General features: G+C 66.3%; 15 protein-coding genes. 2 read left to right on the top strand and 13 right to left on the bottom strand.

All coding sequences use genetic code 11. The features are described 5' to 3' along the window. Positions 1–12: 12 nt before the first annotated feature. The gene (locus tag CI41S_RS36065; RefSeq protein WP_172628330.1) at positions 13–1,275 is read left to right on the top strand and encodes an ISNCY family transposase; all 1,263 of its coding nucleotides are present in this window, start codon (positions 13–15) and stop codon (positions 1,273–1,275) included. 179 nt (positions 1,276–1,454) lie between these two features. Here CI41S_RS36065 and CI41S_RS36060 read toward each other — a convergent pair whose 3' ends face one another. The 10 genes from CI41S_RS36060 to CI41S_RS36015 are packed head-to-tail and all read right to left on the bottom strand — an operon-like array spanning position 1,455 to position 9,712. Further along, positions 1,455–2,093: a hypothetical protein gene (locus tag CI41S_RS36060; RefSeq protein ID WP_244626792.1), complete on the bottom strand. Its 639-nt coding sequence runs from the start codon at positions 2,091–2,093 to the stop codon at positions 1,455–1,457. Continuing rightward, positions 2,093–2,656: a type II secretion system protein GspM gene (gene gspM, locus CI41S_RS36055; RefSeq protein WP_172628329.1), complete on the bottom strand. Its 564-nt coding sequence runs from the start codon at positions 2,654–2,656 to the stop codon at positions 2,093–2,095. Before gspM ends, CI41S_RS36060 begins: the two co-directional genes overlap by 1 nt. Further along, on the bottom strand, positions 2,653–3,726 hold the full coding sequence (locus tag CI41S_RS36050; protein ID WP_139863746.1) for a PilN domain-containing protein: 1,074 nt from the start codon (positions 3,724–3,726) through the stop codon (positions 2,653–2,655). Before CI41S_RS36050 ends, gspM begins: the two co-directional genes overlap by 4 nt. Further along, positions 3,726–4,637, bottom strand: coding sequence for a type II secretion system minor pseudopilin (locus tag CI41S_RS36045; RefSeq protein WP_139863745.1), 912 nt, complete (start codon positions 4,635–4,637; stop codon positions 3,726–3,728). Before CI41S_RS36045 ends, CI41S_RS36050 begins: the two co-directional genes overlap by 1 nt. Continuing rightward, entirely contained in the window at positions 4,637–5,344 is a 708-nt protein-coding gene (locus CI41S_RS36040) for a PulJ/GspJ family protein (RefSeq protein WP_139863744.1), read from the bottom strand. Before CI41S_RS36040 ends, CI41S_RS36045 begins: the two co-directional genes overlap by 1 nt. Next, entirely contained in the window at positions 5,341–5,889 is a 549-nt protein-coding gene (locus tag CI41S_RS45095; protein ID WP_283813171.1) for a prepilin-type N-terminal cleavage/methylation domain-containing protein, read from the bottom strand. Before CI41S_RS45095 ends, CI41S_RS36040 begins: the two co-directional genes overlap by 4 nt. Next, positions 5,828–6,286 (bottom strand): type II secretion system protein, encoded by a 459-nt coding sequence (locus CI41S_RS36030; RefSeq protein ID WP_172628327.1) that lies wholly within the window; start codon positions 6,284–6,286, stop codon positions 5,828–5,830. The genes CI41S_RS45095 and CI41S_RS36030 overlap by 62 nt, the downstream gene beginning before the upstream one ends. A 9-nt stretch (positions 6,287–6,295) precedes the next feature. Beyond that, a complete protein-coding gene (gene gspG, locus CI41S_RS36025) occupies positions 6,296–6,766 on the bottom strand; it encodes a type II secretion system major pseudopilin GspG (RefSeq protein ID WP_139863742.1) in 471 nt (156 codons plus the stop codon). A gap of 53 nt (positions 6,767–6,819) precedes the next feature. Next, the gene (locus CI41S_RS36020; protein WP_139863764.1) at positions 6,820–8,031 is read right to left on the bottom strand and encodes a type II secretion system F family protein; all 1,212 of its coding nucleotides are present in this window, start codon (positions 8,029–8,031) and stop codon (positions 6,820–6,822) included. A gap of 4 nt (positions 8,032–8,035) precedes the next feature. Further along, the gene (locus CI41S_RS36015; protein WP_139863741.1) at positions 8,036–9,712 is read right to left on the bottom strand and encodes a GspE/PulE family protein; all 1,677 of its coding nucleotides are present in this window, start codon (positions 9,710–9,712) and stop codon (positions 8,036–8,038) included. A gap of 398 nt (positions 9,713–10,110) precedes the next feature. Here CI41S_RS36015 and gspD point away from each other — a divergent pair, with 398 nt between their 5' ends. Further along, complete coding sequence (gene gspD / locus CI41S_RS36010; protein ID WP_244626791.1) at positions 10,111–12,402, top strand: type II secretion system secretin GspD; 2,292 nt, start codon at positions 10,111–10,113, stop codon at positions 12,400–12,402. A 24-nt stretch (positions 12,403–12,426) separates the two neighbouring features. On the opposite strand, the gene CI41S_RS36005 is transcribed toward gspD, so the two are convergent. From CI41S_RS36005 to CI41S_RS35995, 3 genes are read right to left on the bottom strand one after another with little or no spacing between them, the layout of a single operon-like run. Continuing rightward, positions 12,427–12,897, bottom strand: coding sequence for a Zn-ribbon domain-containing OB-fold protein (locus CI41S_RS36005; RefSeq protein WP_139863740.1), 471 nt, complete (start codon positions 12,895–12,897; stop codon positions 12,427–12,429). Continuing rightward, positions 12,894–14,087: a thiolase C-terminal domain-containing protein gene (locus CI41S_RS36000; protein WP_172626851.1), complete on the bottom strand. Its 1,194-nt coding sequence runs from the start codon at positions 14,085–14,087 to the stop codon at positions 12,894–12,896. The genes CI41S_RS36005 and CI41S_RS36000 overlap by 4 nt, the downstream gene beginning before the upstream one ends. Continuing rightward, positions 14,087–15,364 (bottom strand): CaiB/BaiF CoA transferase family protein, encoded by a 1,278-nt coding sequence (locus CI41S_RS35995; protein WP_139863739.1) that lies wholly within the window; start codon positions 15,362–15,364, stop codon positions 14,087–14,089. The genes CI41S_RS36000 and CI41S_RS35995 overlap by 1 nt, the downstream gene beginning before the upstream one ends. Positions 15,365–15,421 lie beyond the last annotated feature (57 nt).

Here is a 15,421-nt window from a genome sequence, read left to right as displayed (position 1 = left end):
GATCGCCGTCCCATGCGTCGGTCGACCAGCCCGTCATCGCCCTCCGCCTCGNAACGCTGGGCGGAGCGTTACGAGGCGGAGGGCGATGACGGGCTGGTCGACCGACGCATGGGACGGCGATCGCCACGGCGGGCGCCGGAGGAAGAGCTGGAGCGGATGCTGGGACTGTTCCGCGACAAATACGCGGACTTCACGGTGAAGCACTTCCACGAGCAGCTGCAAAAGCGGCATGACTATGTGCTGGGCTATACGGTGACGAAGCTCGCCCTGCAGGCGGCGGGCCTGGTACGGAAGGCGCCGAAGCGTTCGGCGCACCGTAAGAAACGCCCACGCCGGCCGCTGCCGGGGATGCTGCTGCACCAGGACGGGTCGCGCCACGTCTGGATCGAGGATCTGCCGGCGATGGACCTGATCGTGACGATGGACGATGCGACCAGCGAAGTCTACTCGATGCTGCTGGTCGAGGAAGAAGGCACGGCCTCGACGTTCCTGGCCCTGGGCGAGGTGATTGGCGAGCGTGGCTTGTTCTGTGCGCTCTACACCGATCGCGGCAGCCATTATTTCCTTACCCCGAAGGCTGGCGAGAAGGTCTCGAAGACGCAACAAACCCAGGTGGGACGGGCTTTGTCGCATCTTGGGATCGAGCATATCGCGGCCTATTCGCCGCAGGCGCGGGGACGCTCCGAGCGGCTGTTTGGCACGCTGCAGGACCGCCTGCCAAAGGAGCTGCGGCTCGCCGGGATCAAGACGGTCGAAGCCGCCAATGCGTGGTTGAAGGCGCATTACATCGCCGAACACAACGCCGCATTTGCGATCAAGGCCGAACAGCAAGGCACCGCCTTCGTTGCCGACCGCCACGAGGCCTGGCGCGAGGCGCTGTGCGTGATCGAGGAGCGAACCGTCGCCAACGACAATACCGTCGCATGGAAAGGTCGCCGGCTGCAGTTGCCGGAGAGCCGGCTGAGGCCTCACTTCGTCAGGGCCCTGGTGCGGGTGCATGAGTATCCCGATGGCACCGTCAGCGTGTTCCTCGGCCCGCATCGATTGGCGAGGTTTAGCGCCAACGGACAGCAGATCAGCCCCGACGCATCTCAGCCTGGCAGCGTGCTCGGAGCCGTCAAGGACAAGCCCTGGCGGGCGCGCAAGCGCGCGTCCTTGACCGCTCCTGCGCGCGCCGCCGTCGAGAAAGCGCGGGTCGGGACGGAGAAACGGGCTTCAAATCGAACAAAGAAACCCGCCCGCAGGGCTGACCAGACCGCTCCATCCATGGCATGACAAACCCGGCGCTCCCGTCCACGCCTTCCGGGGGCGCCCAAAACTCCAAAACGAAGGCGACAGATCACGAGCTACAAAAACACGACATCTTCACCCGCTACGGACAGTGGCGGTGTCGACGCCGGCAGCCGCCGGCTACTTTGCATGGGGTTGTTTTCGCGGGTTTGATATCGCGCCCCCTAGTGCCGCACTGCCAGCGGGGTTCGCGTCGTGCTCACCGGCACGAGGCTGACCTCGCCGCCGCCATCGCTGCTGGGCGGCGGCAACGTCAGCAGCGCGCCCTGCTCGTCCTTCTGCATCGTCGCTTCGCGTCCGTTGACGGTGCGCAGCTTCCAGCCCTGGAAATCGTCGCCGATCCTCAGCCGCAGCGCCGCCTTGGTCGATTGATCGAGAAAGATCCCGAAACTTTCGTCACCGCCGGCGATCGTGCCGACCAGCGACAGCGGCGGCGGCTCGATCTCGATGCGGCGCGGCGGCGGTGGCGACGGTTTGGCGGCGGCCGGTTCCGCGACCACGGCGGGCGGCGGCCGCCGCGACGGCGAGAACACCGGGCGATCGCGCGTGTTGGGCAGCGTCTTGAGCGGGATGGCCCATAGCGGATTGGCGCTGAGCGGCCGCGGCGTCGGTGCCGGCGTGGGTGCGACGCGGACCGACGTCACCGGCTCGGATGGCTGCGGCGACGTCAGCGCCGGTCCGCCGAGGCGGGTATCGTCGAGCAGCCCGGCATCGAGTGCGTCACCGGGGCGATCGGGCACCGCCGCGGCTGCGGGATGAACCGATATCGCCCAGAGGACTGCGATCGCCACCGAGCATCGCATCATTTGGCTCCTCGCCATTGTCCGGAGACGCCGAGCAGCACGCGCAGCTTTCCGGGGTCGGCGCCCTTCGCCGTCTCCTCGCCGACCGGCTGCACCACCAGCTGGTCGATGAACAGGAACGGCATGCCGGCCTCGAGATCATAGAGCATCTCCTGCAATTGCGCCTGCTCGATCTCGCAACTCGCGACCATGCTGATGAAACCGGCCTTGGCCGGCACGTTGGGAACGTCGAGCTGGGTCGACAGCACGTTGCCGCCGACTTTGAGCACCGCGCCCGACACCCGTTGCAGCAGGCTGGCGCCGGCAACCGTGACGGTCGCGCCTTCGAGATAGGCCGAGCCGGCCGGCATGCCCGGCTCACCGGGCGCCCGGTTCGCCTTGGATCGCCCTTCCAATTGTTCCAGCATGGCGGCCGACGCCGCAACGTCGCCGCGCCGGCCGACCAGATCCGACAGCGACGAGACCACGAGAAACAGCAGCAGCACCGCGAGACCGAGATAGCTCGCCGTGGCGACCAGCGGCGAGGTGGTGATGGCGGCCAGCGACCGGGACGACACGCTCATGAGCCGGATCCGAAATAGGCGGTGATGTTGGCTTCGACGTGGAACCGTTCCGCCGGCTCGTTCGCCGCGTGGGTGGTCGGCGCAAAGAACATTGCACGGGTGAATTGCGGCGACTGCTCCAGCAAGCGGATCAGCGACGGCGCGTCCTGGGTCATTCCCACCACCTGCACCTTGTTGCCTTCGATGCGCAGCTCGGTGACATAGGTGGTGTCGGGCAGCACGCGCGACAGTGCCTCCAGCACCATGACGCTCGACGGCGTCGTCTGCTTGCGCTTGGCAAGCAGCCCGAGCCCGGATGTCTCGCCATCGGCGCCGATGCGGAGCGCGGCGCGGCGCTGCGATATCCGCTGCTGCAAGTCCTCCTGTTGCGATTGCAGCCAGCCGCCGAGATAGATGTTCAGCAGCAAGCAAGCCGCAGCCGCGGTCGCTGCCGAGATCAGGCCGATGCTCAGCAGACGCGGAACCCGCGGTCCGGCCAGGCCGCGAAGCGGCCGGTCGAGCAGCGTCACCTGCAGCGGAGCGCCGTCGCCGCCGACGGCCTGCGCCGAAACCGCCACGGATGCGGCGTTCAGCGTCCTGGCCAACCGCAGCAACGGATCGACCTTGGCCGCCGACGTCGCGCAGAATGCAACCTCGATGCGGTCATTGGCGGCCGGCTGCGGCGGGCTCCAGCCGAATACGGCGTCAGCGGCAGTCCACGGCGTCAAGCGGTCGACCTGCGCGCGGATCATGCCGTCGAGAAAATCGGCCGCCTGGCTCGGAAAGTCGATCAGGCGGCTGACGATTTGATCGGACTGCAATCGCACCTCGATACGGCTGCCGTCAAACGCCGCTTTCCAATCCGCAGGCAGCGGCGGCTGCGGCGCCTCATGATCGAGCCGGAACGAAAGCGGAGCTGCGGACGAGCCGTCCTTCGACGCGGCGAGCCGGGCCGTGAACGTGCCGTCCACATTCTCGTCGAGCTCGATGCTGCGCCGGCGCGCGAACCGGCCCGCGGCGCCGTCGACCGCGATCGCAACGCCGCCGATCCATTGCTCAAACCATCGTCGCGCCTCGCCAAGGACCGTCATCAACTTCTCCCGCGGAGCTGTACAGGGGCGCGTGGTTCGACATCGTCCTGCCAGGACAACACGCGATAGGGTTCGACCTTGTCACCGAGCACGATCACGGCCTCGGACGTCGTGCGGTGGCCGTTGCGGAAGCGGATCGTGATCGCGACCCGGTAGCAGGGACTTTGTGCCGCCGGTGCTGCACTTTTCGGGTTCGGCGCCGGATCGCCAGAGCCGGCACCGTTCGGCGAGGCCGCCCGTCCGCCGAAACCGTCCTGCTGGTTGTCAAGCTTGCCGGTGGCCACCAACACCTCCGGGGCCGCGATCGCCGGATCGACGTCAGGAGAGCCGTTGAACACCGTGACGAACGGCAAAGCGCGATCGACCAGCACGGCAGGGATGCCGGCGACCAGCGCCAACTCGTTGACATGGGTGAACAGCCCTTGCCGCGGCGCATAGCCGAGCGCGTTATAGCGTGCCGCCTCCACGTTCTCGCTGCCCGGCGTCGGCCGGGTGCGCCAGCCGACGATCCGCTCGGCATATTCCGCCGCGGCGTCCTTGCGGGCGCCGAGCACGGTGAACAGGCCGGTCAGCATCTCCTTCGAGGCGTAGTTCAGGTCGAGCCGGGCCGCCTCCGACGTGAAGCTCACGGCGATGTTCGCATCATTGAGCCCGAATTGAAACGCGCCACGCGTCGGCCGCACCTTGGCGTCCGACAGCGCCAATTGATAGGCGGCCAGTTCCACTCCGGCCGACACCAGTGCCTCGGTCTGCAGCGAGATGTCGTTGGCCGCCAGCGCGCGCGCCGATGCGGAAAGATAGGCCGAAAAGATCAGCGCCAGCGACGACAGCGCCAGCAGAATCCAGAGCACGGCGACGATCACGAAGCCGCGGCTGGCCGAGGATCGAGCGATGGTGGCGGCCACGCGCATCACGTCTTCCCCGGATCGGTGGCGTCGTCCGGATTGCGCTTGTCGCCGCAATTGCCGTCCGGCTTGGTGCAGCCGCTCGGAATCTGGACATGGACCGGCGCGATGGTCGAGACCGACAACACCCGCTCGCTCGCCGCATCGCGCACCGTGAGGCGGATCATCGCCGGCAGCCGGTCGGCGTCCTTCCACGCCTTCTTCCAGATCCGGTCGGCACCGGCATAGGCAAAGGACAGCCGGTAGGGCGCGCGCAGCAGCACCACCGGGCCGCCGAAATGCACCTGTTCCGACAGCGACAATCCGTCGGCCAGCGGCGTGAACCGCGCCTGCGTGCGGACAGTGACGAACTCGCCGCCATCCCTGGTCTCACCGAGGCGCACCAGATCGAGCCCCGGCCCGGCGTTCGGTCCCACCGACGTTCGCACGAACATCACCGACAATTCCGATCCGTCGAACAGCGGCCGGCGCGTTTCACGGTTGGCGGGAACGAACTCCGCCGCGGCGAGATCGGCGCCGATCCGCTCCAGCGCGATTCCGATCAGCTCGCTGCGCTGGATGCGGTCGAGCCCCCGGTTCCAGCTCGGCAGCCATTGCGCGGTGATGCTGGCGAGCGCCGACAGCAATAGCCCCATCAGCACCAGCGCGACGATGGTCTCGATCAGCGTAAATCCGCGCTCGCGCGTCCGCCGCTTTGCCGGTGCCGCGCTCATTCCGACGGCCTCGGCATCAGGCGCACGGTGCGAATGTCGGACAATGCGCCGCTCGGCGATCGGACGCGAATTCTGACCAGCTCCGGCGTCCAGGGCACATTGGCTCCCGGAACTGTCCAGCCATTGCCGAGCGGACTGACGTCGATGGTCCAGCGATAGCCGTCGGTCTGCCCCGTCGATGTGCCCGACTGCAATTCGGCGCGCTGCGGAACGCCGACCATCATTAATGTGCGTGTCGTCTGCATCAACGCCACGTGCTGCTCCATGGCGCGCACGCCGCGCGTCTTCACCGCCATGACCGAGCCGATCGCGACGATCGAGACCGCCACCAGCGCCAGCGCCACCAGCACCTCGATGATGGTGAACCCCGCATCGGCGCGGCTGGAGCTATTTCCGTTCCGATAGGAGCGGAACGGAGCTCCAGATTCTTGCCTTGACGCGTTTTCTTCACGCGAACCGGTATCCGCTTCGCTTGAAAACGCTCTAGTTGGCGGCGCGCGAAACAATTTCGACCCTTCCGGTGAGCCAGTTGACCCGAATCTCATAGCCCGCATCGAGCCGCGTCAGCGCGATGGTGCCGCCGCAGGACCCCCCATTGGCGAAGAAGCGAATCGTCGACAGCGCGGCCTGGCGCTGGCAGGTTTGCGGCAGCACCGCATCAAAGCGCACGTCGTCCGGAATTCGCACCGTCATGCGCGACGAGCCGGAATGGATCACGCGGCTTGCGGCGTCCACCAGCGTGGCAACGCTGGTCGAGCGCTCGATCGCGGCATTGCGGTCGGCCTTCAGCAGCGTCGCGGCCTGCAGCGCGTAGGCCTGCAGCCGCGACCTGGAGGTCTGGCGCGGAATAAATGGCAGCAGCACAGCCGCCAGCAGCGCGATGATGGCGAGCACGCACACCATCTCGAGCAGGGTGAAGCCGCGCTGCCTCGCCTGATTCATCCCGGTCATTCACTCCCTGGCGGCGGTCGCCTTCTCGAGCGAGATGTCGGCCGAGGTGCCGCTGCCGCCCTCCTGCCCGTCGGCTCCATAGGAGACGATGTCATAGGGGCCGTGCTCGCCGGGCGACCGATAGACATAGGCGTGATTCCACGGATCGGTCGGCACGTTGCCGCCCTTCAGATACGGGCCATTCCAGGCGGCGACCCCAGGCGTGCGCCGGACCAGCGCGGCAAGCCCTTCCGCCGTCGACGGGAACCGGCCGGCGTCGAGATAGAACAGGTCGAGCGCACTGGAAAAGCTCTGCAGCTGAATCCGCGCGGTCTTGACCTTGGACTCGCTGAGATAGTTGAGCACGCGCGGACCGATCAGCCCCATGATGAGGCCGATGATCGCGATGACCACCAGCATCTCGACGAGCGTGAAGCCTTCCTGGCCCGATCGCACTCTCGCCGACTGCGCACCTTGGCGCCTCTTATGCATCAAGAATGCCCGTGCGATGGTTTTGCGTGATGTTGTCATGGATGACCCCTGCTCTAGCCGACAAGCTGTGTAACCGAGAGCAGCGCCGTCATGACCGACACGATCAATCCGCCGACCACGGTCGAGATCGTGATGATCGCCAGCGGTCCGACGATGCCGACCACCCGGTCCAGGCTGCGCTGCAATTTTGCCTCGTAGAATTCCGCGACCCGCCCGGCCAGCACCGGCAGCTGTCCGGTCTCCTCGCCGAGCCGCAGCATGCGCACCGCCATCGGCGGCAGGCTGTCGGCGACCGCGAGCGCTTCCGACAATTTCCCGCCGTGACGGACGCGATCGGCGGCGGCGGTCCAGTTCGCCTCGCTGCCGGTCACCGACATGATGTCGACGAGAATCCGCAGCGCGGCGGTGAGATTCACGCCGCTGCCGAGCAGGACGCCCAGATTGCGGCAGAACAGGCTGGCGCGATAGAACCGGAAAGCGCTGCTGACGCCCGGAATCCGCGAGATCGCATTCACCAGCGCGGCGCGCACGCGCGCCTGCCGCAGCAGCCACCAGGAGAGCGCGATCGTGGCCGCAGCGATCAGGCTTGCTGCGGTGGCATTGGCGCGGAGGAAATCCGACACCGCGATGAAGCTGGCGAGCGCGGTGTCGGACTTGCCGCCGAAATCCCCGAGCACGCTGGAAAATTGCGGCAGCACGAACAACAGGAAGAACAGCATCACGCCGCACGCCGCGACCAGCACGAAGGCCGGATACTGCATCGCATCGATCAGCTTCCGCCGCATCTGCTCGGAGCGCGCGCGCTCGATCCCGAGCATCTCCAGAACCGAATCGAGCGTGCCGGAGACCTCGCCAACGCGGACCAGGGCGACGTACATCGCCTCGAACAGGGCGGGATGATCCGCCACCGCATCGGCAAAGCTCTCGCCGGTGAGCAGCGCCGCACGGATCTTGGCGACCACGGGGCGCATCCGCCCGACATCGGCATCGCCCGACAACAGCTCGAGGGCATCGTCGAGGCGCGCGCCGGCTTTCAGCAGCAACGCCAGGTCGCGGGTGAAAATAGTGACTTCGGCGGCGCTCGGCCCGCCGAACAGGTTGCGGCCGCCGGCGGCGCCGGATGCGCGCTTGTCCTCGATGGTCTCGATCGGCAGCAGCCTGAGATATTCGATCCGGCGCGCGACCTCGGCCGCGGTCGGCGCGGAAATCGTGCCGTTGACGACCTCGCCGGTCTGGGTCAGAGCGCGGTAGCGGAAATTCGGCACGGCGTCACCGTACCGTCGCAACGCGGAGGATTTCCGCGGGCGATGTCAATCCGGCACGGCATTTGGCAACCCCGTCATCGAGCATCGTGGTCATACCCGCGCGGATCGCCATCTGGTCGATCTTCAGCCCGTCGGTTCGCTCTCCGATCAATTCGCGCAGCTCGTTCGACAGCTCGAGCAACTCGAACACGCCAAGGCGGCCGCGATAGCCGGTTCCGCCGCAACGCTCGCAGCCGCACGGCTCCTGGATGATTTCGTCGGCGCGGAAGCCGAGCGCGGCGAGCCTGGGGTCCTCGGTGAAGTCGGCCGTGATCAGCGGTCGCGGCGACTTGCAGCGCTCGCACAACTGGCGGACCAGACGCTGCGCAATCACGCCGCGCAGCACCGAGCGCAGCAGATAGCCCTCGACACCGAGGTCGAGCAGCCGCGGCACGGCGGCGGCCGCGGTCTCGGTGTGCAGCGTCGTCAGCACCAGATGCCCGGTGAGCGCCGCATGCACGGCGACATGCGCCGTCTCGGAATCGCGGATTTCGCCGACCATGATCACGTCGGGGTCCTGACGTACGAAGGACCGCAGCGCGGTGGCAAACGTCAGGCCGATCGCCGGCTTGATCTGGGACTGGTTGACGCCGGGAATCTCGTACTCGACCGGGTCTTCGATGGTGAGAATCTTGCGGCTGGGCTCGTTGAGGATCGACAGGATGGTCGCAAGCGTCGTGGTCTTGCCGCTTCCGGTCGGTCCGGTGATCACGATCATGCCGTGCGGCAGCTTCAACAGCCGCCGCAGCTTGTCCTCGTCGGGCGGCGAGAACCCGAGTTTGTCCACGATCAGCAGGCCGCGATCCTTGGGAAGGATACGGATCACAGCGGATTCGCCGTGTTGCGTCGGCATGATGGCGACGCGGATATCGATGTCGGCCCGCCCCGCCCGCAGCCTCGCCGCGCCGTCCTGCGGCAGGCGGCGCTCGGCGATATTGAGATTGGCGATGATCTTGATGCGGGACACCACCGCCTGGGGCAGCACGCCCGACAGCGCCGCGACCGGCCGCAGCAATCCATCGATCCGCAGCCGGACCATGAGTCCGCCGGAAAACGGCTCGATATGGATGTCGCTGGCACGCAGCTCAACGGCCTTCTCGATCAGATCGTTGACCGCGCGCACCACCGGCGCGCCGCTGGCGAGGTCGCGCAGGCTCTCGATATCGTCCTCGCGCGGCCCGGACGGCGCGGCCTCGACGGACTGGCTCTCCTCGGCGCTGAAACTCTTGTTCAGCGCGATGACGACGTCCTCCGACGAGGCCACCTTCACCGTCAGCCCCGCACCGAGCACGATCTGTGCGGCCCGCAGCGTCGCTTGGTCGGTCGGATCGACCACCGCGAGCGTTGTGGTTCCATCGGGTTCCCGGCACGGATAGACCAGCGTCTCGCGCAGGAATCGCGGCGAGAATTTTGCGACCAGCGGCTCGGCCGCCGTCATCTCCTGCAGCGTCACGCGGGCCAATGTGAAGAATCGCGCGGCTTCGTCGGCAAACTCGACAGGCGAGAGGCTGGTGAGCTCCCACAGCTTCAGCTGACGATAATCGGTACCCTGCCCGGCCCGCTCGGCCGGCCCGTCGTGCGGCGCAAGGTGATTGTTCTGGCGGAGATAATCCACAAACCGAACGGAGAGGTCGTTGGCCATTCCTGTTATCCCGCCACGCTGTCCCCGGGTAAGCTCGCGCCACAGCGCCTGCCCCGTTCGGCATTCGTTAAGTCGTGCGGTTATCGATCCGAAGTATGACAGCTGTGCGAAGTCACATCTTCCACGCGGTTCAAGAAACTTTGAGACGGCATCGTAGAGGCGAACGCGCAACGGTTGCCCTCGCAACCGCTGCCGCGACGTGAGCCACTGCCGAACGACAATGATGCAACCAATTTTATTTCTGTCATGTTCGATCGCTAAGAGTGCACCGGGGCCGGGGATCGATCAGAAAAAATCAGAAACATCAGCCAGTCAGAGCGAAGGGCTTCATGCAACGCGCAGGCAAAATGGGCCGCTGCCCGACGATCCGTGGCGGCCTTGGAGCCGCATTCGTTTTGATGTCACTGGGGTTGTTGGCGTCCTGTAATTCCGCCACCGTCGGCGACGCAAGCGTGGATGCCGCCCAGCTCGACATCACCGATAAGGTTCGTTCTCTTGATCTCTCGTCGCGCCAGGCCCAGCGGGCCGGCGCGGTAGGAGCTGTCGGCAGCCAGAGCGGCAGCGTGCGGGCGGCGATGTATCAAGGCACCGATGTCACGACCGTGTCGGACGAACGGCCGCAACCGATCGCGAACGGCAACGGCTTCGATCTGAATTTCGAGAACACGCCGGTCGCGACAGTCGCCAAGGTCGTGCTCGGCGACATCCTGCACGTGGGGTATACGATCGACCCGCGGGTGCAGGGCACGGTCAGCCTGGTGTCGGTTCGCCCGGTGCCGAAATCCGACATGGTGTTTGTGCTCGAAAATGCGCTCCGCCTCAGCGGCGTCGTGCTGCTGCACGACACCACCGGCTATCGGCTGACGCCGCTCGGTGACGCCGTCGGCGGCGGCCGGGTCGATGCCGCGGCTGCCAATCCCGAGCCCGGATTCGGCGTCTCGGTCGTGCCATTACAATATGTGTCGGCGCAGACCCTGCTGAAGCTCACCGACAGCTTCGCCACCAGGGCCGGCGCGATTCGCGCCGACACGACGCGCAATCTGCTGCTGATCCAGGGCACCGGCGCCGAGCGCCGCACCGCTGTCGACACCGTGCTCAGCTTCGACGTCGACTGGATGCGCGGTCAATCTGTCGGGATCTTCCCGATCTCGAGCGGCTCGCCTGCGCCCGTGATTGCCGAGCTGGAGAAGATCGTCGATTCCGGCGAGAACGGCCTCAGCCAGAACATTATCAAGTTCATGCCGATCACGCGCCTCAACGCCGTGATGGTGGTGACCAAGAAGCCGGAGATGCTGAAGACGGCCGCGACCTGGATCAAGCGCCTCGATCGCAACGATACGGCGCGAACCACCGTGCACGTCTATCGGGTCAAATATGGCGACGCTCGCCAGATTGCAAAAGTTCTGACCGACATGTTCCTCGGCGGATCGTCCTCCAGCTTGCTCGACAGTCCCGACAATCAGCTCGCGCCGGGCTCCGGGACCGCGACGTCGTCGAGCGCCACGAACCGTCTGTCGCTCAACGGCAATTCGAACTCGGGCACAGGCGGCTTCGCTTCGCGCGGCACCTCGGGAACGGGGACGACGGCGGGCTTAGGCGCCGGCGCCGGCGGCCAGGCCGCAACTGCCAATCCCAACCAGGACAGCACGGCGACGCTCGACAGCGGTCGCGGTTCCGGCGGCAGCGGCCAGCCGATGATGCAGGACGTGCGGATCACGCCCGACACCGTCAACAACAAGCTGCTGATCTATGCCGACCAGGCCAACTACCGCATCATCGAGGCGACGCTGCTGCAGATCGACGAGCCGCAGCTGCAGGTCGCCATCGATGCGACGATCGCCGAGGTCACGCTGAACAACACGTTGTCCTATGGCGTGCAGACCTACCTCACCAGCCAGAACCTCGGCCTCAAGCCGAACACAGGCTCGATCCTCAATACACAGGCGACCACGGCGCCGGCGACCACGACGGATGCGACGACGGGCGCCACCACCGTCGCGGGCTCACTCACCAACGCCTTCATCAACCAGGCGTTTCCCGGCTTCAATTTCCTGATCGGGAATGCCACGCAGCCGAGCCTGATCCTCGATGCGCTGCACGCCGTCACCAGCGTCAAGGTGCTTTCAAATCCCTCGCTGGTCGTGATCAACAACCAGGTGGCGACGCTGCAGGTCGGCGACGTGGTGCCGGTGTCGACTGGCAGCGCGACCGTGCTGACCACGAGCAACACGGTGGTCAACACCATCGACTATCGCAACACCGGCATCATCCTGCGGGTCTCGCCGCGGGTCAGCGTCAACGGCACGGTGCGGCTCGATATCGAGCAGGAGATCAGCAACGTTCCGGCAACCAGTGCGAACAGCCTGACGCCAACGGTTTCGGAGCGGCGGGTCAAGAGCCAGATCGCGGTGGCCAACGGCCAGACCGTACTGCTGGCAGGACTGATCAGCGAGCAGCAGAGCGGCTCCCGCAACGCGATCCCGGTGCTGGACCAGATCCCCGGCCTTGGCGATGCGTTCGGGCATCAGAGCAATGCGACCCAGCGCACCGAGCTGATCATCTTCATCCGCCCGCAGATCATCCGCGACGGGTCGGACGCCCGCAACGTTGCCGAGGAGCTTCGATCGAGACTGCGCGGCAACATCGCCACGACCTCGACCAATGCGGCGATCACGACCAGCGTCCATTGAGCGCTGAAACCAGCGGATGCGCCGTTACGGCGCATTCCGCTCCGAGCGCAATTGCCATTGCAGCAGCGAATAAGGTGGGTTCGATTCCGGATGGTGCTCGAACGCCCCTTCGACCTCGGCGCCGATCGCGACCGGCTGGCGCGGATCGCCGAGCAGATTGCCGACCATCCTTATGCCGCCGGCGTGAGGCAGTTCGACCAGCACGGCGATATAGGGCCCATGCGACTTCAGCGCCGCGTGCGAGGGATGCCACACCCGCTCCCAACTGTAGATCCGGCCGCGCGGCTCGATGTCGATCCATGCCGGGTCAAAGGCGTGGCAGCGATGGCAGATCCATTCCGGCCCGAATTGCCATGTCCGGCAATGCGTGCAGTGTTGAACCATGAGCCGGCCCTGGCGCAATCCGTCCCAGTACGGCGCCGACAGGCCATCGGGCTCCGCCAGCGGAATCGGCAGGCCGGAAGGAAGATAGTGCGCGTTCGCATTGCCGCTCATAACGTCGCCTCCGAACCGAGGATGAGGTTGCTCGCCGGTGACACCATCGGGCCGCCGATCACCATGGCCACGTCGCTGCGCCGTGCCTGATTGGTCGACGTCCCCCGCACCTGCCGCACAGCTTCGATGACGAGTTCGAAGCCGTGCATGTAGCATTCGGCGAGATTGCCGCCGCTGGTGTTGAGCGGCAGCCGCCCGGACGGCGCGATCAGGTTGTCCAGTGTCAGAAAATCGTTGGCGTGCTCCGGCTTGAAGAAGCCGTGCTCCGCGAGTGCCATCACGACGCCACCGGTGAAATTCTCATAGGCCTGGACCACGCCGACGTCGGAGGGTCCCACTCCGGCCATGCGGTAGAGATCAGGCGCAACCGTATCGAAGCTCGCGGTGGCGTAGTGCGGCACATTGTGCGCAGTGGCAGCCGCGCGATGTCCGGAGCCGGCGGCGGCGCCGAGCAGATAGGCCGGCTTGTGCCGGAACTCTTTGGCGCGCTCCGCCGGCACCAGCAAGATGGCCGCCGCGCCGTCATTCTCCATGCAGCAATCGTAAAGATGGAACGGCTCGACGATCCAGCGCGACGCATCATACTTGTCCGGATCGAGCGGCCTGCCGCGCATCACGGCGCGGGGATTGTTCTGGGCGTGGTGATAGGAGGCGAGCGCGATCGCCCGCTGTGCCTCTTGCCTGACGCCATGCTCGTGCATGTAGCGCTGCACCCGCATCGCAAAGCGTTGCGGCGGCGCCAGCACGCCATAGGGCATCAGATAGGCGCGTTCGCCGGACACGGTGTTGATGCCGGTTGTCTGTCCGAAGCGGCCGTACTGGCCCTGCGCCAGCGAGCGGAACACCACGACGCAATCCGCCAGGCCCGCAACGATCGAGGCGGCGGCATTGGCCACCGCCGCGCAGCAACCACCGCCGCCACCGCCCCATTGCATGGTTGCGGTGCGCAGCCGGTGCGTGCCCAGCGCCGCGGCCAACCGCGACGCCTCGCTGCGATCATCGCTGTAGGAGGAGAAGCCGTCGATATCGCGCGGATCGATCCCGGCGTCCGCGCACGCCGCAAGGATAGCCTTGAGCGCGAGCTTGAATTCCGCGTCCGGCGAAGCGCCGTGACGATAATACTCGGTTTCGCCGATCCCGACGACGGCGACGCGTCCGCGCAGCGTTCGCTCGTCTCGCGCTGTTGCCATCACGCCTCCTGTCGAGAATTTTGACCGCCGAAAGCGCCGCCGGCGGCAAGCCGCGCCAATTGCTCGTCGTCGTAGCCGAGCAGATCGTGCAGCACCGCTTCGGTGTGTTGTCCGACCGCGGGCGCCGCCACGGGATCGACGATCGGCGTCTGCGAGTAGCGGATCGGCAGGTTGACGTTCGGCACCCAGCCCAACGTTTCGTGCGGAATGCGCGTGACGATGCCGCGCTCCCTCGCCTCGGGTGAACGAATCGCCTCGCCGACCGTTCGCACCTGACCGCACGGCACGCCGGCGGCCCGCATCCGCGACTGCCAGTGCGACCAGGTTTTTTCAGCAAACGCCTCGCCGAGGATCGCGAACAGTTCGTCGCGCCGGCGGATGCGATCGGGGCCTGTCGCATAGATCTCGGCCACCGCAAGGTCCTCGCGCTCGAGGACCTGAGCCATCAGGCGCTGAAAGATCTTGTCGTTGCCGCAGTTGATATAGAAGGCGCAGTCCCTGGCCTGAAACACGCCCGACGGGCAGGTATCCGGACTGGTGTTGCCGCTGCGGCGTGGATCGGCGCCGCTGAACAGCGATTGCATCGTGGCATATCCGGTCATCAGCACCGCATTGTCGAACAACGAGACCTCGATGGCCTGCCCACCACCACCGCGCTCGCGCGCCAGCAGCGCACCCAGGATCGCGTTGCACGCCATCATCGCGGTGCTGATATCCATCACCGGCGACAGTGCACGCACGCCCTCGCGGTCGGCATAGCCATTCATCGAGACGAAGCCGCTCTCGACCTGCGCGATCGGATCGAAGCCGAGCCGGTCGGCGAAGGCGCCGTCGCGCCCATACGCCGACACCGCACAATAGATGATGTCAGGCTTGATGCTGCGGCAGCTCTCGTAATCGAGCCCCAGCCGCGCCATCACGTTGGCCGAAAAATTCTCGACGACGACGTCAGCCGTGCCGATCAGCTCGCGCGCAATCTTCACCCCTTCCGGGCTCTTGAGATCGAGCGCAACGCTGCGCTTGTTGCGGTTGGTCCAGAGGAAGGGCGCGCCGTGGCCGAGATCGGGATGCAGCGGAGGATAGCGCCGCAGATCGTCGCCCCGGCCGGGCGCCTCGACCTTGATCACCTCGGCGCCCATGTCGGCCAGGATCATCGTGGCAAACGGCCCCGCGATGAAATGCGAGAAATCGACCACCCGGATCCCCGCGAGCGCCTTCGGCGCGTCGACAGGACGAGGCGTGTGCTCGGGGAATTCAGTGTCAAGCTGATCCAACATCACGAGATCCGTAGGTTTGAGAGGTTCGTCGCGGCCTGCACGACCGCTTCGGTTCCT

Source organism: Bradyrhizobium ivorense, assembly GCF_900696085.1.
In the GTDB taxonomy this organism is placed as follows: Bacteria; Pseudomonadota; Alphaproteobacteria; order Rhizobiales; family Xanthobacteraceae; genus Bradyrhizobium; species Bradyrhizobium ivorense.
Note: the sequence above shows the minus strand (reverse complement) of the source record. Positions and strands in the feature narration are given on the sequence as shown.